Annotated in this window: 17 protein-coding genes; 12 read left to right on the forward strand and 5 right to left on the reverse strand. The window is 46.7% G+C overall.

The genetic code is table 11. The features are described 5' to 3' along the window. From Q0502_RS13310 to Q0502_RS13360, 11 genes are all read left to right on the forward strand, one after another. Positions 1-297: aminoacyl--tRNA ligase-related protein (locus Q0502_RS13310; protein WP_366521799.1), on the forward strand; the 297-nt coding region annotated here is incomplete at its 5' end. A gap of 210 nt (positions 298-507) precedes the next feature. Continuing rightward, a complete protein-coding gene (locus Q0502_RS13315; RefSeq protein ID WP_298651508.1) occupies positions 508-765 on the forward strand; it encodes a type B 50S ribosomal protein L31 in 258 nt (85 codons plus the stop codon). Between the two features lie 240 nt (positions 766-1005). Beyond that, complete coding sequence (locus Q0502_RS13320; protein WP_298651510.1) at positions 1006-2313, forward strand: DUF4105 domain-containing protein; 1308 nt, start codon at positions 1006-1008, stop codon at positions 2311-2313. Between the two features lie 25 nt (positions 2314-2338). Next, positions 2339-3922 carry an alkaline phosphatase family protein gene (locus tag Q0502_RS13325; protein ID WP_298651513.1) on the forward strand — a complete coding sequence of 528 codons (1584 nt, stop codon included), beginning with the start codon at positions 2339-2341 and terminating at the stop codon, positions 3920-3922. Positions 3923-4059: 137 nt separating this feature from the next. Continuing rightward, positions 4060-7362, forward strand: a complete 3303-nt coding sequence (gene secA, locus Q0502_RS13330; protein ID WP_298651514.1) for a preprotein translocase subunit SecA — start codon at positions 4060-4062, stop codon at positions 7360-7362. Positions 7363-7530: 168 nt separating this feature from the next. Beyond that, positions 7531-10050 (forward strand): DNA gyrase subunit A, encoded by a 2520-nt coding sequence (gene gyrA / locus Q0502_RS13335; protein ID WP_298651517.1) that lies wholly within the window; start codon positions 7531-7533, stop codon positions 10048-10050. Between the two features lie 114 nt (positions 10051-10164). Further along, positions 10165-11442, forward strand: a complete 1278-nt coding sequence (locus Q0502_RS13340) for a hypothetical protein (RefSeq protein ID WP_298651520.1) — start codon at positions 10165-10167, stop codon at positions 11440-11442. A gap of 335 nt (positions 11443-11777) precedes the next feature. Beyond that, positions 11778-12950, forward strand: a complete 1173-nt coding sequence (locus Q0502_RS13345; RefSeq protein ID WP_298651550.1) for an AIR synthase related protein — start codon at positions 11778-11780, stop codon at positions 12948-12950. 33 nt (positions 12951-12983) lie between these two features. Then, entirely contained in the window at positions 12984-14069 is a 1086-nt protein-coding gene (gene prfA / locus Q0502_RS13350) for a peptide chain release factor 1 (RefSeq protein ID WP_298651523.1), read from the forward strand. 28 nt (positions 14070-14097) lie between these two features. After that, the gene (gene pyrF, locus Q0502_RS13355; RefSeq protein WP_298651526.1) at positions 14098-14922 is read left to right on the forward strand and encodes an orotidine-5'-phosphate decarboxylase; all 825 of its coding nucleotides are present in this window, start codon (positions 14098-14100) and stop codon (positions 14920-14922) included. 54 nt (positions 14923-14976) lie between these two features. Next, on the forward strand, positions 14977-16200 hold the full coding sequence (locus Q0502_RS13360; protein ID WP_298651529.1) for an HD domain-containing protein: 1224 nt from the start codon (positions 14977-14979) through the stop codon (positions 16198-16200). Between the two features lie 49 nt (positions 16201-16249). Here the strand turns inward: Q0502_RS13360 and Q0502_RS13365 are convergent, their stop codons facing one another. After that, positions 16250-16720, reverse strand: a complete 471-nt coding sequence (locus Q0502_RS13365; protein ID WP_298651532.1) for a YbaN family protein — start codon at positions 16718-16720, stop codon at positions 16250-16252. A 213-nt stretch (positions 16721-16933) separates the two neighbouring features. Between Q0502_RS13365 and Q0502_RS13370 the strand changes: the two genes are divergently transcribed. Beyond that, positions 16934-17443 (forward strand): low molecular weight protein-tyrosine-phosphatase, encoded by a 510-nt coding sequence (locus tag Q0502_RS13370; RefSeq protein WP_298651535.1) that lies wholly within the window; start codon positions 16934-16936, stop codon positions 17441-17443. A gap of 144 nt (positions 17444-17587) precedes the next feature. Here the strand turns inward: Q0502_RS13370 and Q0502_RS13375 are convergent, their stop codons facing one another. The 4 genes from Q0502_RS13375 to folK form a co-directional block, all read right to left on the reverse strand. Continuing rightward, the gene (locus Q0502_RS13375; protein WP_298651538.1) at positions 17588-18523 is read right to left on the reverse strand and encodes a ribose-phosphate pyrophosphokinase; all 936 of its coding nucleotides are present in this window, start codon (positions 18521-18523) and stop codon (positions 17588-17590) included. Between the two features lie 104 nt (positions 18524-18627). Beyond that, positions 18628-20322 (reverse strand): alpha-amylase family protein, encoded by a 1695-nt coding sequence (locus tag Q0502_RS13380; RefSeq protein WP_298651541.1) that lies wholly within the window; start codon positions 20320-20322, stop codon positions 18628-18630. Next, positions 20319-21215, reverse strand: coding sequence for a patatin-like phospholipase family protein (locus Q0502_RS13385; protein WP_298651544.1), 897 nt, complete (start codon positions 21213-21215; stop codon positions 20319-20321). Before Q0502_RS13385 ends, Q0502_RS13380 begins: the two co-directional genes overlap by 4 nt. Positions 21216-21321: 106 nt before the next feature. After that, complete coding sequence (gene folK / locus Q0502_RS13390) at positions 21322-21825, reverse strand: 2-amino-4-hydroxy-6-hydroxymethyldihydropteridine diphosphokinase (RefSeq protein WP_298651547.1); 504 nt, start codon at positions 21823-21825, stop codon at positions 21322-21324. Between the last annotated feature and the right edge of the window lie 150 nt (positions 21826-21975).

A 21975-nucleotide genomic window follows, 5' to 3' on the forward strand; every position in this document is an offset into this window, starting at 1 on the left:
GGGGGGGATATCAGTTTTACCTCGGCATTGACGTTCGACTTTGAAGTCTATTCTGCCGCCCAAAAGCGCTGGCTGGAAGTGAGTTCTGTATCCAATTTCGAAAGTTATCAGGCTAACCGGCTGAAGTGCCGTTACCGGAACGCCGACCGCAAAACGGAACTTTGCCATACACTCAACGGCAGCGCACTTGCTTTGCCCCGCATTATGGCAGCACTGCTGGAAAACAACCAGACGCCGGACGGCATACGGATTCCCGGGCCACTGATACCGTACTGTGGGTTTGATCTGATTGATTGAGACGAACAGGAAACAGATATGATCCCGCGATTCTGTTCTGTAAAATAAAATGCTATTTATTTTTTTATTTTAAAGGATTGTCATATCTTTGCACACCGAAAATTGAGAATATTCAAACAGCAGGATCAATGAAGTTTGCATCGGATCATCAGGGACAGGGTTACAGGTTGATGATCGCCGGCTTCACTGACCGGAAAAAATAAAAATCGTATGAAGAAAGAGATTCATCCCAACAATTACCGTCCGGTAGTTTTCAAAGATATGTCGAATGAAGAGATTTTCATTTCGCGATCTACCATTAATGCCAAAGAGACTATCGAGATCGACGGTGTTACCTATCCGTTGGTAAAACTTGAGATCACCAGTTCTTCGCATCCGTTCTATACCGGAAAACAAAAACTGGTAGACACGGCAGGACGGGTTGATAAGTTCATGAGCCGTTACGGAAACCGTAACAAGAAAAAATAATCCGGATATCAACGAGGATTAAAAATGTAATAAATAGCGGCGGTCTGATACGGATCGCCGCTATTTGTTTTTAAGTATGCATGGATTTTACGCAAAATTATGTACTTTTGCCTCATCTGGTAAGGTTTAATCCAGTCAGTCGTTTGTGTACCGATTAACAGGATAGTTTCCGCCATAGCCGCAGCTCTGGGCGGGCGGGAAAATATCCTGACTTACAGATAAACCCATAAAAAAAGGTCAATGAAACGAATCTCAGTATCCTCTTCGCTAAAGGCAGACTTTTTGAATTATATCCGACAAAAGAAGGTTTTGACGCCTCTGCTGATTGCATTGTTTACTCTCTCCGCACCGGCTCAGGTGCAACTCAACGATAGTGCGAAAATAAGCCTGCTGACCGCATCACCCTGGTACGGGGCTGTGTATGCTTTTTTCGGACATACTGCCATCCGTGTGCAGGATGATTCCACGGACGTGGATGTGGTTTTTAATTATGGCTATTTTGATTCGTCACAACCCCATTTCATTTATAATTTTGTGCGTGGAAAAACGGATTATATTCTGGGCGATCTTCCTTTCGAGGCGTTTCTCAGCGAATACGGATACCGGGGACAGCAGGTGGTAGAACAGGAACTGAACCTCTCGCCGGTCGAAAAACAACAGTTATACGATGCGCTTTTCATCAACGCATTGCCGGAAAACCGGGGATACCGCTATAACTATTTCTATGATAACTGCTCCACCCGTCCCCGCGATATGGTAGAAAAGTATATAAGCGGCAGTATCCAATATCCGCCGACTATCCGGGATCAATCGTATCGCGACCTGGTGCACGAATGCGTGGAGGGTTATCCCTGGATCCGGTTTGGTATTGACCTGCTGATAGGGAATGAAGCCGACAGCACCATCGAGGTAAGAGCAAAAATGTTTATTCCGGCCTATCTGATGGACTCTTTTGAGGGAGCGGTCATCCAAAGAAACGATACATTGAGCGAACCGTTGGTGAAAAACACGGAAATCCTGTTACCTGTTGATACAGATAAGAATAAAAAGAGCGAACAGCCTATATTTATAACTGTTTTGGCAGCATTCGTATTATTTCTTCTTACTATAATCGTCTCTTTGATCCAGGTCGTCAAACTGAATAAGACAAAACTTCCCAGGCTCTATGACACCGTTCTGTTCGCCATAGCCGGCCTGGCGGGAATAATCCTTCTGGTGTTGATGTACTTTTCGGAACACCCTGCCACCAACCCTAACTGGAATTTTGTCTGGTTGAATCCGTTTGCGCTGATCGCTGCTTCTTTCTTCTGGATGAAATCAGCAAATAAAGCGGTTTATTTCTATCATTTTATTAACTTTGCACTCTTAACGCTTTTCCTTTTGTTATGGTGGTGGATACCCCAGCAATTGCCGGTGGCAACAATCCCATTTTCAATGAGTTTGTGGCTCAGATCGGGGACAAACATTTATATGTTGAGAAAAAGGCGGTTAAAAAACAAGCAGTTCACTACAAGCAAGCACCTGAAAGCGGGGTGGGGTGGGCTGTAGATCGGTAAATGACAGAAACATACGCATGGTTAGAATATTATCTTCACTGGTTGCTTTTTTTTCAATCACTACGCTCATTGCACAGACTCCTTCGGGAGAAATACCGAAATTAGTTGTGGGCATCACCATTGATCAGCTCAGGGGCGATTATCTTGAGATGTTCAGGCATAAATTCGGGAACAGGGGATTTAACAGGTTGTTGAACAACGGACTTGTATACAGTAATATATATTACGATTTTCCCAATCTTAATAAAGCATCCGCCATCACCACCCTCTTTACCGGTGCCAACCCTTCCTTTCACGGAATTATGGACGAGCACAGGTATATTGCGGAGTCGAACCGTGAAATATCTTCCTTCTTCGACGACAACTATCTGGGAAATTTCACGACCGAAAAACTTTCACCCCTTCCCATTAAAGTATCCACTATCGCCGACGAACTGAAAGTGGCTTCCGGAGGGCAGTCGGATATCTTTGCCTTCGCTCCCGATGCGTCTCAGGCGCTCGCCTCAGGGGGACATGCTGCCAGTGGGGCTTTCTGGATCGAGGATCTCAGCGGGAAATGGGCGACCACTACCTTTTACAAAACAAAGCAGCCAGTAGTAGACCAGCATAACCGCAGCACCCAGTCGCTCAGCAATACCATCGGCAGTATCACCTGGCGTCCGGCAATTGATATCACCCGGTACGATGCTTTCCCGTATACCCAAAACAAATACAAATTTCAACACTACTTCGGACTGGAAAAGAAAGACAATATCCGTCTGTTCAAGCAATCGCCCTATGTAAATAAGGAGGTGAACGATATGGCCGTCAGGCTGCTTGAGTCGGGATCGCTGGGTAAACGGATGAATCCCGACTTTCTGGCGCTTACCTTTTATGCCGGCACTTACGAAAAAGCGCTCGACAAAAATTATTCCGTAGAGATCCAGGATACCTATTATCGCCTCGATCAGGAACTGGAGAGACTCCTCGATGCCATCGACTCCTCCGTGGGGCTCAGAAACACGCTGATCTTCGTGGTCTCTACCGGATACTTCGACGAACAGGAGATCTTTCCCGAAGGCATGGTCACTTCAGGCGGCGATTTTTATCCTGAGAGAAGCCAGGCCCTGCTCAATATGTACCTGATGGCGCTCTACGGCAGAGAACAGTGGATCAAAAAATATTACGACAAGCAATTCTTTTTCGACAGAAAATTGCTGGAGGATAAGAAGATCGATTTAAGGGAATTCCAGCAGAAAGCCGCTGAATTCCTGGTTCAATCGGCCGGTATCCAGGATGTGATCACTTCGTATCAGATGCTACACGGTGCCTATAACCAGAATGTCCAATACTATAGGAATGGATATTATAAAGGCATTTCGGGTGATCTGTTCCTGGAATTGCAACCCGGATGGCGGGTGGTAGACCCTCAGTCCAATCAAAACGAACGGGTACGGAATAATGCTGTCGTAGCCCCGGTGATCTTCTTCGGAAGCGATATCGAACCACAGAGAATAGAGAGAACCGTGAAAGCTACGGAAATTGCCCCCAGCGTGTCATACCGGTTGCGTATCCGTGCCCCCAATGCCGCTGAAGGGAAAATTTTAGTGGAACTTTTCTAAAATCCCTTGAATCAACATACTAATAACAACTAATAAAGAATATATACAAAATAAGAGGTGGTAAGGTAGAAAAATGGTAGAGGTGAAAAGCTAAACCAAATCCGCGACCTGAACCTCACAATACAATAAAAGGTACTATGGGATGGAATGATTTTATATCAAAGATAATCGGCAACAAGGCACAACGCGACCTGAACGAAATTAATCCGGTCGTGAAAAAGGTGAGGGAGGCCTACGCCGAAATAGAGAAACTCTCTAATGATGAATTGCGCAACAGGACGAAAGAACTCGAAAAACGCATTCAGGAATATGTGGCGGAAGAGAAAGCGCAGATAGCGCAACTCAAAGCGGGTATCGATGCAATTGAACTGGATAAGCGTGAAGCGGTCTGGAACCAGGTAGATAAACTGGAGAAAGATGTGACCGATAAATATGAAAAGGCGTTGGAAGAGGTCTTGCCCGAGGCATTCTCCCTTATGAAAGATACGGCCCGCCGTTTCACACAGAATCAGGAAATTGTGGTTACCGCCACGGATTTCGACCGGGATCTGGCTGCAAACCATGATTTTGTCCACATTGAAGGTGACAAGGCTGTTTACCGGAATCACTGGATGGCCGGTGGAAATGAGATCACCTGGGACATGATCCATTACGATGTGCAGCTTTTCGGCGGCGTGGTGCTACACCGGGGAAAAATTGCCGAGATGGCTACGGGAGAAGGTAAAACGCTTGTAGCTACACTTCCTGTTTTCCTGAACGCACTCACGCATGAAGGCGTACATGTGGTGACCGTGAACGATTATCTGGCAAAACGCGACTCGGAATGGATGGGTCCGATGTATATGTTCCACGGATTGTCGGTCGATTGTATCGATAAGCATGAACCCAACTCCGATGCCCGCCGCAAGGCTTATGAATCGGACATCACCTTCGGTACCAACAATGAGTTCGGTTTCGATTATCTGCGTGATAATATGGCGGTCTCACCGAAAGACCTGGTACAGCGCAGGCACAATTACGCCATTGTGGATGAGGTGGACTCGGTATTGATCGATGACGCCCGTACCCCGCTGATTATCTCAGGGCCGGTCCCGAAAGGTGACGACCAGTTATATGATCAGTTCCGCCCACGGGTAGAAATGATCGTGAAAGTACAGCGCGAACTGACCACCCATCTGCTGGCCGAAGCAAAAACAAAAATGGCTTCTTCCGATCCTAAAGAACAGGAGGAGGGTTCATTACTGCTTTTCCGCTCCTATAAAGGCATGCCGAAATACAAACCGCTTATCAAATTTCTCAGCGAGCAGGGTATAAAGGCAGCTATGCTTAAAACCGAAGCCTTCTATATGCAGGAGCAGATGCGTAACATGCATATTGTGACCGATCCGCTCTACTTCGTGATCGATGAGAAAATGAACAGCATCGAGTTGACGGATAAGGGAATCGACCTTCTGACCGGGAAGTCGGACGATCCGCTTTTCTTTATCCTGCCCGATATTGCATCCGAACTGTCGGAACTGGAACACTCTTCGCTTTCCGATGAAGAAAAAGCGGTTAAAAAAGATGAGTTGTTACAGAATTACGCGGTTAAATCGGAACGTGTGCATACCGTCAACCAGTTGCTGAAAGCATATACTCTGTTTGAAAAGGATGATGAATACGTAGTAATCGACAACAAAGTGAAGATTGTGGATGAACAGACCGGTCGTGTGATGGAAGGGCGCCGCTACTCCGACGGTCTGCATCAGGCAATCGAAGCGAAGGAACGGGTAAAAGTGGAGGCAGCCACCCAAACGTTCGCCACCATCACATTACAGAACTTTTTCAGGATGTACAGCAAGCTGGCCGGTATGACCGGTACGGCCGAGACCGAAGCGGGAGAATTCTGGGATATATACAAGCTGGATGTGGTGGTGATCCCCACCAACAGGCCTATCATTCGCGACGATCAGAACGACCGCATTTACAAGACCAAACGGGAGAAATATACGGCAGTGATCGAAGAGACGGAGAGCCTTATCTCCAAAGGTCGTCCCGTTCTTGTGGGAACCACTTCGGTAGAAATTTCCGAACTGTTGAGTCGTATGCTCACTCTGCGCAAGATAAAACACAATGTGCTGAATGCCAAATTACACCAGCGTGAAGCCGAGATCGTGGCCAACGCGGGGCAGCGGGGAATGGTGACTATTGCCACCAATATGGCCGGCCGCGGTACCGACATCAAACTTGCTCCGGAAGTGAGGGGAGCCGGCGGTCTCGCCATCATCGGTACGGAAAGGCATGAATCGCGCCGCGTAGACCGGCAGTTGAGAGGACGTGCCGGACGCCAGGGAGACCCGGGATCGAGCGTTTTCTTCGTTTCGCTGGAAGACGACCTGATGCGCCTCTTTGCCACTGAAAGAATTGCCGGCCTGATGGACCGGATGGGGTTCAAAGAAGGAGATGTGCTGGAACACAATATGTTGAGTAAATCGGTTGAACGCGCTCAAAAGAAGGTGGAAGAGAATAACTTCGGCATCCGCAAGCGCCTGCTGGAGTATGATGATGTGATGAATTCACAGCGTGAGGTGATCTATAAACGACGGCGTCACGCCCTGATGGGAGAACGCATCGATAACGACGTAGCCAACATGATCTCGGAGACTGCCAAAAATCTGGTGGAGATGAATGAGGAGAATTATGAGGGCATGAAACTCGATCTGCTTCGTGTTATGGCGCTCGATATCCCCTTCAAAGAAGAGGATATGAAGAAGATGAAACAAGACGAGCAGGTGGAGGCGGTAACCGCCCAGGCGTTTGAAACCTTCAAACGCAAGTCCGAAAGGCTTGCCGAGATTGCCCAGCCGGTTATCAAACAGGTCTATGAAAACCAGGGAGCCATGTATGAGAATATCCTGATCCCCATCACCGACGGCAAGAGGGTGTATAATATCGCATGCAACCTGAAAGAGGCCTATGAGACTGGTTCGAGGGCGCTGGTGAAAGCATTTGAGAAATCCATCCTCCTGCATACGATCGACGAAGACTGGAAAGAGCATCTTCGTGAAATGGATGAACTGCGCCATTCCGTACAGAACGCGAGTTACGAGCAGAAAGACCCGCTGTTGATCTATAAACTGGAGTCATTCAATCTTTTCAGGGTAATGGTCAACGATATCAACTCGAAAGCGGTATCTATTCTGATGAGAGGCCAGATACCGGTACAGGACCCGGGAAGCGTACGGCGAGCCGCCCCTGAGCAGAAAACCGATTACAGTAAGTACCGCACCCAGAAAGAGGAATCGGACAGTATGCCGGCAGCGGGTAACGGGAACGGCAGGGAATCGCAACAGAGGCAGCCTCAGAAACTGGAGCCGATCCGGGTGGAGAAAAAGGTGGGAAGGAACGATCCCTGCCCCTGCGGAAGCGGCAAGAAATATAAAAACTGTCACGGCGCATAAGAGTTGTAAAAAAATTAAACAGGGTGTAATAAACTCCCTGTTTTTTTTGTTAAATCCGGAAAAAAGCAGTATCTTGGTCTGTTCAAAATTCAGAAATTTTAAAATACTTACTAATCTGTTAATAAACTACATAGAGATATTAGTTAAAGAGAAAAATCACTTTAGAATATGATTGATCAGGAAGACAAAATCATCAAGATTAATATCGAAGATGAAATGAAGTCGTCGTACATCGATTATTCGATGTCGGTTATTGTTTCGCGGGCCTTGCCCGATGTGCGGGACGGGTTCAAACCGGTACACCGCCGTATACTCTACGGTATGTCGGAATTGGGTAACACTCCCGATAAACCCCACAAGAAATCCGCGAGAATTGTCGGTGAGGTACTGGGTAAATATCACCCCCACGGCGATTCCTCGGTGTACAATGCCATGGTGCGCCTTGCACAACACTGGAGTATGCGTTATACGCTGGTGGACGGGCAGGGGAACATGGGAAGTGTCGATGGAGACAGCCCTGCGGCCATGAGGTATACCGAAGCAAGGTTGAATAAACTGGCGGAGGAAATGCTGAGGGATATAGACAAAGAGACGGTCGATTTTCAGTTGAACTTCGATGACACCCTCGAGGAACCATCGGTTCTTCCCACCCGGATCCCGAACCTGCTTATCAACGGTTCATCGGGTATTGCCGTGGGAATGGCCACCAATATTGCCCCGCATAACCTCACCGAATGCATCAATGGTACCATCGCTTATATTGAAGACAGGGAGATCGACATCAAAGGGTTGATGCACTACATCAAAGCGCCCGATTTTCCTACCGGCGGCTATATCTACGGTTATAAAGGCGTGGAAGAGGCGTTTGAAACGGGCAGGGGACGGGTTGTCATGCGTGGAAAAGCGGAAATTGAAACGGGCAAGACCCACGATAAGATCATCATTTCCGAAATCCCCTATATGGTCAATAAAGCTGACCTGATAAAACATATCGCCGACCTGGTCTCGGAGAAAAAAATCGAGGGCATCTCCAATGTCAACGACGAGTCGGACAGGGACGGTATGCGTATTGTAGTGGATATCAAACGTGACGGCAACGCGAATGTTGTGCTCAATAAACTGTATAAGCTCACTGCGCTGCAGTCATCCTTCAGTGTGAACAGTATCGCGCTTGTGAAAGGACGCCCGGAGTTACTATCGCTCAAACGGATGATAGAGCTCTTTGTGGAACATCGCATCGATGTGGTGATCCGGCGGACAAAATATGATCTGCGCAAAGCCCAGGAGCGCGCTCACATTCTGGAAGGGCTGATCATCGCTTCCGACAATATCGACGAGGTGATCGCCATCATTCGCAGTTCTTCCACACCGCAGGAGGCCATACAACGGCTGATGGAGAGGTTTGAACTCAGTGATATCCAGTCACGTGCCATCGTCGAGATGCGGTTGAGGCAGCTGACTGGACTGGAACAGGATAAGCTGCACGCCGAATACGAAGAGATACAGAAGCTGATCGCTTATCTCAACGAGATACTGAGTAATGAAGAGCTCCGCATGAAAGTGATCAAGGATGAGCTGATTGAAGTCCGGGAAAAATACGGTGACGAACGCCGTTCGGAGATCATCTTTGCTTCGGAAGAGATGAACCCGGAGGATTTTTATGCCAATGAAGATATGGTCATTACCATCTCCCATATGGGGTACATCAAACGTACGCCTCTGGCGGATTTCCACACACAGAACAGGGGTGGAGTAGGAGTCAGGGGAACCGATACCCGGGAAGAAGATTTTGTGGAATATATCTATCCTGCCACCACGCACAATTATATGCTCTTTTTCACGCAAAAAGGAAAATGCTACTGGCTGCGCGTCTATGAGATCCCCGAAGGAACCAAAAATTCGAAAGGACGGGCTATCCAGAACCTGTTGAACATCGATCCGGACGATGCAGTCACCGCATTTGTGCGTGTAGAAACATTGCAGGATGAAGAGTACATCAACTCCCACTATTTATTTTTCTCTACCCAGCAGGGGATTGTGAAGAAAACACAGCTCGAAGCCTATTCAAGGCCAAGACAAAACGGAGTGAACGCGATCACCATCAGGGAAGATGACCGGGTGATAGCCGTACGCCTTACCGACGGTGACCAGCACATCATTCTGGCAAACCGCAACGGACGTGCCATACGGTTCGCCGAAGAGGATGTCCGACCGATGGGACGTACTGCTACCGGCGTAAGAGGAATGACATTGGATGAAGACGGTCAGGACTGCGTAATAGGAATGATCTGCATGAAGCCGGATTCGGAAAATACCATTCTGGTGGTATCGGAACAAGGGTTTGGTAAGAGGACAAAGCTGAACGACGACGACGGGGAACCCGTATACCGGATCACGCGCCGGGGCGGAAAAGGGGTGAAAACGTTGAATGTGACGGATAAAACCGGTAAGCTTGTCGCTATCAAAAGCGTGACGGATGATAATGATTTAATGATAATTAACAAATCGGGCGTTACAATACGTGTAAAAATTTCCGACCTTCGTATTATGGGGCGTGCCACACAAGGCGTTCGCCTGATCAATCTGGAAAAAAGGAACGATCAGATCGCATCCGTTTGCAAAGTAAATTCGGAGGAAGAGGAGATAGAAAATATCTCTGAACAAACCCAGGAAACAGATATCGAATAATTAAGGCGATCCGCGTATGACGAATAAAATTCATTATTTAATTAAACTTTTTGATATATTTTAGTCAATACATACGCAAACATACATGAGTTTAATCACAAAAAATATGACAAGATGAAAAGAATTCTATTCCTTACTATGATTGCTGTTTTTTCCGCGGGAAGCATTCTCGCGCAGAACTCGGCAGTTAGAGATGCCAAAAGAGCATTGGGGCGAGACGATCTGACCGAAGCACGCACATTAATCCAGCAGGCCGCCACACATCCGGAGACAGCTACCGATCCCGAAACCTGGAAAGTGATGGGCGACATTGGCAATAAGGCTTTCGATAACGAAAGAACCAAAACGATGCTGAATCAGAATGCCAACGATAAGGTGATGTACGACGGACTGATGGAATCTTATAAACCTTATGTGAAAGCCGATTCACTGGGCGAACTTCCGGACGACAAAGGCAAGATAAAAAACAAGTTTCGTAAAGATATCAGCGGTATCCTCCGTGCCAATCATCCGTTTTTCATTAACGGGGGAGTCTATTACAACGAACAGAAGGATTATCCAAAAGCGGCGGATTTCTTCGAAATTTACTGGAATATACCCACACTGCCGATGTTTGCCGATCAGAAAGATGTATTCGTACTGGACAGCACCTATCAGACCATCAAATATTATGCTATCATTACCGCCATTCAGGCCGAACAGCATGAGAGAGCTCTGGCGCTGCTGGAACGTGCTGCGAAAGAACCCTTCATCGAAAACACTGCTTACAAAGAGAGTGATATCTATGAATTGATGGCAAGTGAATACCTGAACATGGGTGACTCCGCCAAATACCTGGAAGCGCTCAATCTCGGCGCGAAAAAATTCCCCGGCAACAAATATTTCGTTCCTAATCTGATCAATGCATTTATTCGTAACGGAGAGTCCGACAAAGCAATGGAATATCTGGATCAGGCCATTGCCAATGATCCCTCCAATGCGTGCGACCTGAACAGTGTGAAAGGAGCCCTTCTCGCCGAAAAGAGAGATTATGCCGGCGCTGAGACCGAATACAAAAAAGCACTTGTACAGGATCCGAATTGTGAGAGAGCACTGGAAAACCTCGGAAGGAATTATATTATTCAGGCACAAGAATTAAAAGAAGCAACAGCAACCTTATCCAATAGACAACAGCAGGTAGAAAATGATAAAAAAACTGTTGAACTCTATCAGGCATCACTTCCCTTATTAGAAAAATTAGATCAACTCTTAAAAGGGAGGAGCGCAACCCAGGAAGAAGTGAATGGAATTCTTATGCTACTTAGGAATGTATATTATAATTTAAGTGTATTGGGAGTGGATAAATCAGCAGAATTGAAAACTGTAGAAGGACAACTGAATCTTGAAAATTAAAGCATTATAATCAAACAAAGGAAAAGGAAGGAAACCCAGATAGTTTTCTTCCTTTTTTCTTTTGGGCGCAATTAAAACTTCAAAGTTTAATCGGATAGGGAGCAAAATAATACAGGAAAAAATAATTGCTGAATGAGGAGCAATTCATAATTAAACATAATAGTAATTATAGGAAAATAATAGAGTGTTGATCCCATGTCGATCCGTCACAGGCTGCCTGTCTTGAATTTATTCACTTGCTGATTTAACTATCATATTACCCCGTTGGCATATTGGCACATTTAATTCATACTTTTTTCGTACTTTTGTACTCGTACCCATAAATAAAATTCATGATTGAAAATCAACGATATATCCAGCGAGGAGTATCAGCCTCCAAAGAAGATGTGCACAATGCCATCCGAAAAGTCGATAAAGGCGTTTTTCCGAAAGCATTCTGTAAGATCGTCCCCGATTACCTGGGCAACGATCCGGAATACTGTAATATCATGCATGCCGACGGAGCCGGCACCAAATCGTCACTGGCCTATATCTACTGGCGTGAAACCGGAGATATTTCCGTATGGAAAGGCATTGCGCAGGACGCCTTGGTGATGAATGTGGATGATCTGCTCTGTGTGGGAGCTACAGACAATATTCTGCTCTCTTCCACCATAGGCAGAAATAAGAATCTGATCCCGGGAGAAGTGATTGCAGCGATTATCGAAGGTACTAACGGATTGTGCGAAGAGCTTTCGGAACTTGGTGTACATATCTATCCGACGGGCGGTGAAACAGCCGATGTGGGCGACCTTGTACGCACCATCATCGTGGATAGTACGGTCACTTGCCGCATGAAACGCTCCGATATCATCGATAACGCCCGTATTCAGGCCGGCGATGTGATTGTGGGGCTTTCGTCATCGGGACAGGCAACCTACGAGAAAGAATACAACGGCGGTATGGGCAGTAACGGACTCACTTCGGCACGTCACGACGTATTTGCCAACTATCTGGCACAAAAATATCCGGAAAGTTACGATGCCTCTATCCCGGCCGACCTGGTTTATTCCGGCCGGATGAGATTGACGGAAGAGATTGAAGGTCTCGGTATGGATGCCGGAAAACTGGTACTCTCCCCCACCCGCACCTATTCTCCTATTATATTATTAATAATCAGCGAGTTGAAACAAAATATCCATGGGATGGTTCACTGTTCGGGCGGTGCGCAGACCAAGATCCTCCATTTTCTGGGAGAAGGCCTCAGGGTGATGAAGAACAATCTCTTCCCGATCCCTCCCCTCTTCGATCTGATACAAAAACAGTCCGGTACTGCATGGGACGAGATGTACAAAGTATTCAACATGGGGCACCGGATGGAGATCTATCTTCCTCCTGCATATGCACAACAGGTGATCGATATTTCCCGTTCGTTCAATGTAGATGCCCGTATGGTGGGATACGTCGAAAAATCGGATGTCCGCGAACTGGTGATCGAGAGTGAATTTGGGCGATTCCGCTATGAATAAGCGAATATTTTCGTTAAGCTGAACTATTTTTATATGTCACAAGACTCATTACTCGATAAATTAGAGCATTTGGTTACCCGCTTCGAAGAGGTGGGCACATTGATTACCGATCCGGAAGTGATTTCGGATATGGAGCGTTATGTGAAACTGAACAAGGAATACAGCGACCTCCAAAAAATTGTGGATGTGCGCAATGAATATAAAGCGGCATTAGATAGCATCGCCGAAGCAAAGAACATACTTATCCATGAATCGGATGCCGATTTAAGGCAACTCGCCAATGAAGAATTGACTGCCCACACTGAAAAAATACCCCTATTGGAAGAGAAGATCAAACTGTTACTGCTTCCTGCCGATCCCGAAGATGCCAAGAACGTGGTGATGGAAATCCGCGGCGGTACGGGGGGGGATGAAGCGGCTCTCTTCGCGGGGGATCTCTACAAGATGTATACCAAGTATTGCGAAGGCAAAGGATGGACCACTGAAATGGCCAGCTTTACCGAAGGCACTTCCGGGGGTTTTAAAGAGATCATCTTCACGGTGGAGGGTAGTGATGTATATGGTACGTTGAAATATGAATCGGGCGTACATCGCGTACAACGGGTGCCGCAAACAGAGACCCAGGGGCGCGTTCATACTTCGGCTGCCACGGTCGCCGTGTTGCCCGAGGCGGAAGAGTTCGACGTGGAAATCAATCCTGCCGATATCGATTTCCATACTGCCCGTTCGAGCGGTGCAGGCGGCCAGAATGTGAATAAGGTGGAGACCAAAGTACAGCTCACCCACAGGCCGTCAGGTATTGTGGTAATCTGCCAGCAGGCCCGTTCGCAGCTTAAAAACAGGGAGATAGCCATGCAAATGCTGCGTACGAAGCTCTATGACATCGAACTCTCCAAACGGCAGGGCGATATTGCCTCGCGACGGAAGACGATGGTTTCCACGGGCGACCGTTCTGCCAAGATCCGCACCTATAATTATCCTCAGGGACGCATTACCGATCATCGCATCAATTATACTATATATAACCTGGCGGCATTTATGGAGGGCGATATACAGGGTGTTATCGACCGGTTGATGGTGAGTGAAAACGCGGAAAGGATGAAAGAGGCGGAAATGTAAAGAATGGACGTCTCAAACTAAGGAATATATGACCAAACAACAGCTATTTGAACAGATACGGAAAAAGCAATCCTTCCTTTGTGTGGGATTGGATACGGATATAAAAAAGATCCCGGAACATCTGCTGGAAGCGGAAGATCCGCTGTATGAATTCAATAAAGCCATTATTGATGCCACAGCACCTTACTGTGTGGCTTACAAGCCTAACCTTGCCTTTTATGAAAGCGAAGGTGTGAAGGGATGGATGGCGTTTGAAAAAACCATTGCCTATATACGCCAGCGTCATCCGGAGCAATTTGTCATTGCCGATGCCAAACGGGGAGATATCGGCAACACCGGCGAGATGTATGCCCGCACCTTTTTCGACCAGGTTAGGCTCGATGCCGTGACGGTGGCGCCCTATATGGGGGAAGACAGCGTAAAGCCTTTCCTGCTTTACCCGGAACGGTGGGTCATCCTGCTCGCCCTCACCAGCAATAAGGGTTCACATGATTTTCAACTGACGGAAGACGGAAACGGAGAACGCCTGTTTGAAAAGGTATTACGCGTATCCCGGCAATGGGCTACCGATGAGCAAATGATGTATGTGGTGGGCGCTACCCAGGGCAAACTGTTTGAGGATGTGCGGAAGATCGTGCCCGATCATTTCCTGCTGGTTCCCGGTGTGGGAGCGCAGGGCGGTTCACTGGAAGAGGTGTGCCGGTACGGAATGAACAGACAGTGCGGTCTGCTGGTGAACTCTTCACGGGGAATCATTTATGCGGATGGCAGTGAGGACTTTGCTTATACTGCTGCCCAAGAGGCGCGAAAACTGCAGCAGGAAATGCGGGTGATGCTGGATGGATTTTTGTAAGATGTGGTAGAGGCGTGGTAAGGTGGTTAAATGATAAAGGAATGAAATAAGAAAGTGGAGAAAAAGCGGAAAATAATAAATGATCCTGTATTCGGATTTATCAATATTCCGAATGATTTTATATACAAAATCATTCAGCATCCCTTTATGCAACGGCTTAACCGCATCCGTCAACTCGGGTTGGCTCCCTTTGTATATCCCGGTGCGCAACACACCCGCTTTCATCATTCCATCGGGGCGATGTTCCTGATGGATGAAGCACTCAGGACGCTGAAAGAAAAAGGGCATGATATATCGAAAGAGGAAACCGATGCCGCACTGGTCGCCATCCTGCTGCATGATATCGGCCATGGGCCTTTTTCGCATGTGCTGGAGCATACCCTGGTCACCAACGTACATCACGAAACCATCTCGCTGCTGCTTATGGAGCGGATGAATACGGAATGGGACGGCCGGCTGCAGACAGCCATCGATATTTTTACCGGTGCTTATCACAAACGATTCCTCCACCGGCTGGTGAGCGGACAACTCGATGTAGACCGGCTTGATTACCTGCGTCGGGATAGCTTCTTTACCGGCGTTGTAGAGGGTAATATCGGTTCTGCCCGTATCATCAAGATGCTTGATGTGAAAGATGATAAGCTGGTAGTGGAATCCAAGGGAATCTATTCCATTGAGAACTTCCTGATGTCGAGGCGGTTGATGTATTGGCAGGTCTACCTGCACAAAACGGCCGTAGCGGCGGAAAAGATGATGATCAATACTCTCCGGCGCGCCAAGGAACTGTCTATGAACGGAGAAAAACTCTTTGCTTCCCCTGCCCTCTCCTATTTTTTATCGAAAGAGAGCACCCTGACCGATTTTGAAAATAACGGGGAGGCGTTGCGTCATTTTGTCAATCTGGACGATAACGATATCTGGTCCGCACTGAAAGTATGGACGTCACACCCCGACACGGTATTATCGGTACTGAGCGACGGTATGGTCAACCGGAAACTATTTAAAATCGAAATCACTCAGGAAAAGAGCGATAAAGAGAAAGTATCCGGATATATCAAATCATACATGAAAAAATTCGGTGTCACGGTCCGGGAAGCTTCTTATTTCCTTTCTTCGGATACCCTGACTACAGACATGTACAGCGAGGAAGACGACAGCATCGATATAATCTATAAAAACGGTGAGGTAAGAGATATCTCCAAAGCGTCGGATATGCTCAATATTGAACTGCTGTCGAAAAAGGTGAAAAAATATTATTTTGCTTACCTGAGAGACTGATTATCCCTTATCCTTATTTTCCATTTCCTTTCTTCCAACTTCCAACGCCTTACTTCTCTTTTGCGTTGGGCACAAAGAATATTACTACGATACAGCCGATAATCCCGAGAGAAAGGATCACCCATCTGAGCGTGCCGGCACCGGCTACTACAAATGAAGAAAAAAGTACCATGATCGTCATAAAAGCAAGCACCCCCAATTTACCTTTGCGGGTAATTCCTTTTCTGCGCTGGTAGTTCTTTATCCGGGGACCTAACACCTTATTGTTTAATAGCCAGTTATAGAGTCTGGGGGAGCTTTTAGCGTAAAGAAAAGCCGATAACAGCGCTAAAGGAGTTACCGGAAGCCCCGGAAGCACAATACCCAGAATAGCAAGCGCCAAGGAAACCGTGCCACCGATGATATAGAGGGCACGCAGAATTCTATTCTTTTTGATCTCCAATTTAACCTCTTTCCCAGACACGGCAATGGAGCGATCCTGCGTAACGGGACGGTTATGAATGTCTGGATTTTGATCCATGAATTGAAATTTTCTTTTAGCTTAAAAATCCATCTGCCGTTTTATTGGCTTTTAGCACCAAATGCCGGGAGTAAAAGTACAAATCATTCTTCTATCTACAAAACCGGAAAAGTCAAAATTCATAAGAAAACATTTTTCATCTTTTGTAATTCATTGAATTTCCATTATCTTTGTGGATATTGTTAAGGTTATAAAAAATCTGCTTTAAATATAATGATGGCTTCTACAGAAGAAAAGAAAAAAAAGATCCGCCTGCTTTTCGTTTGTCTCGGAAATATCTGCCGTTCACCGGCTGCCGAAGGCATTATGGCAAGCATTGTGGAGAAGAACGGACTGCAGGATGTGATCGAAGTGGATTCAGCCGGAACTTCCGGATGGCATGAGGGTGAGCTCCCCGATGAACGTATGCGGTCGCACGGCGAAAGGAGAGGATATGATTTTTGTAGTCCTGCCCGGAAATTCAGACAATCCGATTTCGGCGATTTTGATTATATTCTTGTGATGGACAGGCAGAATTTCGCCAATGTGAAATCAATGGCCACGGTCCGGGAGCAAACAGATAAGATCCACATGATGACCGAATTCTCCCGGCAATACACCTATCATGATCATATTCCCGATCCCTATTACGGCGGTGCATCAGGGTTTGAACTGGTGCTCGATCTGCTGGAAGATGCCTGCGAGGGATTACTGCAAACGATCAAAAAAGAGTACAACCTTTAAAATACGGGTGATCATCTTGTGATATAAAAAAACGGCCGATTTCTCAGCCGTTTTTTTTATACCTAAGTCTCCCTGCTGCCCATCTTACCGGTCTCATTGGTCGGCCGGAAGGATCAAAAACGCTCTTACCTCTGAGAACAGCAGCTACACCACATATAGCGAACTGATGGACTCGTTGTTACATACCCTCATAATAGAGTCGGCGAACATTTCAGCCACAGAAAGGACTTTCACCTTCTCCGATTTCCGGGAATAGGGAATGCTGTCGGTAAATATCATCTCCGTCAGTTTCGACTGATCGACCCTCAACGAAGCAGGATCGGACATCACGGCATGGCTGGCTATCGCCCTCACCGAGTGGGCTCCGCTTTCCATGATCAGGTCGGCCGCTTTGGTAATGGTACCGGCAGTATCCACAATATCATCGATCAACAACACATCCATATCCTGTACATCTCCGATGATCTGCATATCTGATATTTCGTTGGCTTTCTTCCTGAGCTTATAGCAGATCACCATAGGGCAACCGAGGAATTTGGAATAGGCGCTGGCGCGTTTTGTCCCCCCTACATCAGGAGTAGCGATGACCATGTTACTCAGGTCAAGTTGCTTGATATACTCTACAAATACGCCGGAGGCATAGAGGTGGTCTACCGGCACATTGAAAAATCCCTGGATCTGATCCGCATGCAGGTCCATCGTGATCAGACGGTTGATCCCGGCGGCTGCCAGCATATCGGCAATCAGCTTTGCCCCTATACTTACGCGGGGTTTGTCTTTTCTGTCCTGCCTGGCCCAGCCGAAATAAGGGATCACCGCGACGATGGATTTTGCCGAAGCACGTTTTGCCGCATCAATCATCAGCAACAACTCCATAAGGTTGTCGGAACTGGGGAAAGTGGATTGAATAAGGAATACCTGTTTACCGCGGATCGATTCTTCATAAGAAACGGCAAACTCGCCGTCGGCAAAATGTTCAATGATCATGTTACCCAACGGGCAACTCAGACTGTTACATACCTTTTCGGCAAAGTAACGTGACTTACTGCCCGAAAAGATTTTAAATGGTTTCTCCTGCATTATTGATAATTTTCTGAAAAAAATAACTATTTGGATTTGAAAACGATGTAATTGAACCAAAGTTTCGACAAAAGTACAAAAAAGTGAACTCAATAAAGAATATATTATAAAAAAGAAATTCTGTAAATTTCTCCCGAATAAGGGCTGAGCGGTATCCGGGGGGTAGAATCGGAAGAGAACAGCAGCTGCCCGCCCTCTTTGTGCAGCAACGGGGTCAATAGACCCTTTCCGGTATGCTCTATCTCCAGAAACGTGATCGCATGTTGCGGAATAAGAATGCTGCATTCCTGTATGGTGTGGTCGAAATTAGCCACTATCAGCAGCAGATCTTTTTTATCACTTCGCAGGAAGGTAAAGAGACGGGTGGAATCGAATTCCAGGTTTTCATAATTGGCGGGCATCAGATCGTAAAAAAGCCCGCAGGCAAGGGTCGGTTCACTGTTGCATAATGTGATCAATCGCGTGTAAAATTCATGTAACTCCTTCTCTTCGCCGGAGAGCTGTTCATCGTTCCATTGGCCGTTGTTATTCCATCGCCGTAACGTATCAACCGACCAATAGTCGAAGATGGATGTACGTCCGTTCTTTCCGCTGAATCCCTCTTCATCCATCCCCCTTTCGCCGAATTCCTGTCCGGCATAGATCATTACCGGATTTGTATTGGCACAGCAGGTAACGATCATAGCGGCCTTTCCTTTACTTCCCTTTTTCAGGAAATAGTCGGACGCCAGCCGCTGTTCATCGTGATTTTCCATAAAATTAAGCATCCTGTGCTGGATATCGCCGACGTTGTTCAGTGTGAAGGTAATGTCGGAAGAAGGCCTGTAACCACAGGCCACATCGCGCAATACATCATACAGCCCCACCTTGTCGTAAAGATAGTCGAAAGTATTATCAGCCAGAAAATCGCGGTACACGGAAGGATTGTATATCTCTGCCAGAAACAGGATACCGGGAAATCTCTCCTTTACCTGGGGAAGGGCCCACCGCCAGAATGCCAATGGAACCATTTCCGCCATATCGCACCTGAAACCGTCCACATTTTTTTCCGCCCAATAGATAAGTATATTCCTCATTTTTCTCCATGTATCAGGAACAGGATCAAAATGCGTCTTCTTTTCGTTCAGGTAATCCACACCGTAATTGAGTTTCACTGTTTCATACCAGTCGAATTGGGTCGGCCTGTGCGAAAAACAGTCGTTACCGGTCACTTTTGCAGGGAATTCACTGTATGAAAAGCCGGCTGACTTCTCGGGTGAGAGTTGTATTTCCAGCGGTTGGCCGGGAATATAATAATAATTGTTCTGAGGTGAAAAAGCCAGGGAGTTATCATCGTCCTCCCCAAAATCCTTTACTCCCTCCGGCCTGTTGACGGACCGGTAATTTCTGGCCACATGGTTGGGAACATTATCGATGATCACTTTCAGGCCGGCGTCATGTGTCCTTTGGATCAAAGCATCGAACTCCGCTGTCCTGTCGGCTACATTTACCGCCAGATCGGGATCCACGTCGTAATAGTCCCTCACCGCGTAAGGCGAGCCCGCCTTACCCTTGATAATCTCCGGATATTCTTCAGGCAGGCCGTAAGCCGTATAATCGGTGGTGGAGGCATGTGCCAATACCCCGATATACCAGATATGGGTATAACCGTTCGCTTTGATCTTTTGTAATACAGCATCGGAAATATCATTGAATTTTCCTGTTCCGTTCTCTTCAAGGGTGCCATTGATTTTATTGGTAGCAGCAGCGTTCCCGAATAATCTGGGTAACAGTTGATAAATAAACGGTTTCCGGTTCATTGTGCGTTCAGGTTTTCCGGGTTTTGTGATTTATTTTTTCCCCTGATCCGGAGAAGTTGCGCATGTATTTTCCGGGTCAGTGCATAATGCCTGTGACACTTTCTGACAATCTCCCATGATTCGTTCTTACTCATTGTCAAGGCGGCGTAATGATATCCGGCCTCCATGATCTTTAGCTGATTCTGCAGGTCGAACATGGAATACTTTTCTATCCCTTTGGTCTCGATCAGTATATCGCAGTATGCCTTATCGAGAAGGGTGTTGGAATTTGACATCAAATTGAATGTCCGCTCCAGCATTCTCCGGATATTGTATTTTTCCGGGGGCGGCAGCATCAGGGAGACATTTACCCCGATCACATATTTACATTTCTTACGGATGACCGAAACAGGGAAATTTTTCAGCAATCCCCCATCCACATAGGGAACATCATGGATCATCTGCGGATGAAATACAATAGGGATGGTACAGGAAGCGACTACCGCATCCACCAGATCGTCCCCGTTGGAGAAAGTGACGGTGGAAGCCCTGTTCCAATCGGTAGTCACTACATAAAACGGTATTTGCAGTTCTTCAAAACGGGTAGCCCTGAGATTCTTTTTTAAAAAATTGTGTAACCCGGCACTTTTAAAAAAACCGGTTGTGGGTATCGTGAATTCCACAAACTCCCGGAATTCCTTTTTCCGGAAGAGTTCTACTATCTCATCGGGATGATAGCCGTCAGCATAAAAAACACCGGCAAGCGCTCCTGCACTGGTCCCGGCGATTACATCAGGTTTCAGTCCGCATTTTTCCAGCACTTTCAGCGCTCCCAGATGGGCAAACCCTTTAGCACCGCCTCCACTCAGGGCATAACCTAAAAAATGATCGTAACTTTTACTGAAGATTGCCATGATCTCATCTCTTTTCTCCTACAAATATGCCAACTTTTTTTTGATTTTTCAATCCGATGCCCAACTTATTACGGAGCAGTATTCATCCTATCAAACAGAATACCCGTTAAACGGCATGGTCATCCTTGAGTGCCGGGGGGCCATTGCGGTCTAACTCCTCCCGTAATTCCCTTATGGTTTTTCCGGACAGCGGGTGAACGAGGTCAGGCGCAATTTCGAATAAAGGGTCAAGCACAAAAGAGCGGGTGTGAAACCGAGGGTGCGGAACGGTCAGTTCCGGCGTATCGATCACCAGATTACCGGCCAGTATCAGGTCGATATCGATGGTCCTGTCTGCATACCGACCGTTTTTACTTTTATCGGCTCTTCCTGTCTCTTTCTCAATTTGTTGGGTAATTGCGAATAGTCTATAAATATTCATATCAGTGACCACTTCGCAAACACAGTTGACAAATAGGTTTTCCGACTGGAATCCGAGGGGTATGGTTAAATGAAAAGCGGAAAGGGAAATAATACTCCCTATCCGCTCCTCAATTTTATCCAAAGCCTCTTCTATATTTTTCTGCTTGTCACCGAGATTGGAGCCCAGTGCTAAATATACGTGATTCACTTCGCTTTGCTCGTGTTATTCGTTCACTTTGTTTACGTTATTCAACTCTGTTATTATTCGCAGGGCTCCGTGCATATTCATTCGCTCCGTTCATGTTATTACCGAATAAGTACTGAATGTTTGCGATAAGCAAATAACTATCGAATAACA

The sequence above is a fragment of the uncultured Proteiniphilum sp. genome, assembly GCF_937873925.1.
In the GTDB taxonomy this organism is placed as follows: Bacteria; Bacteroidota; Bacteroidia; order Bacteroidales; family Dysgonomonadaceae; genus Proteiniphilum.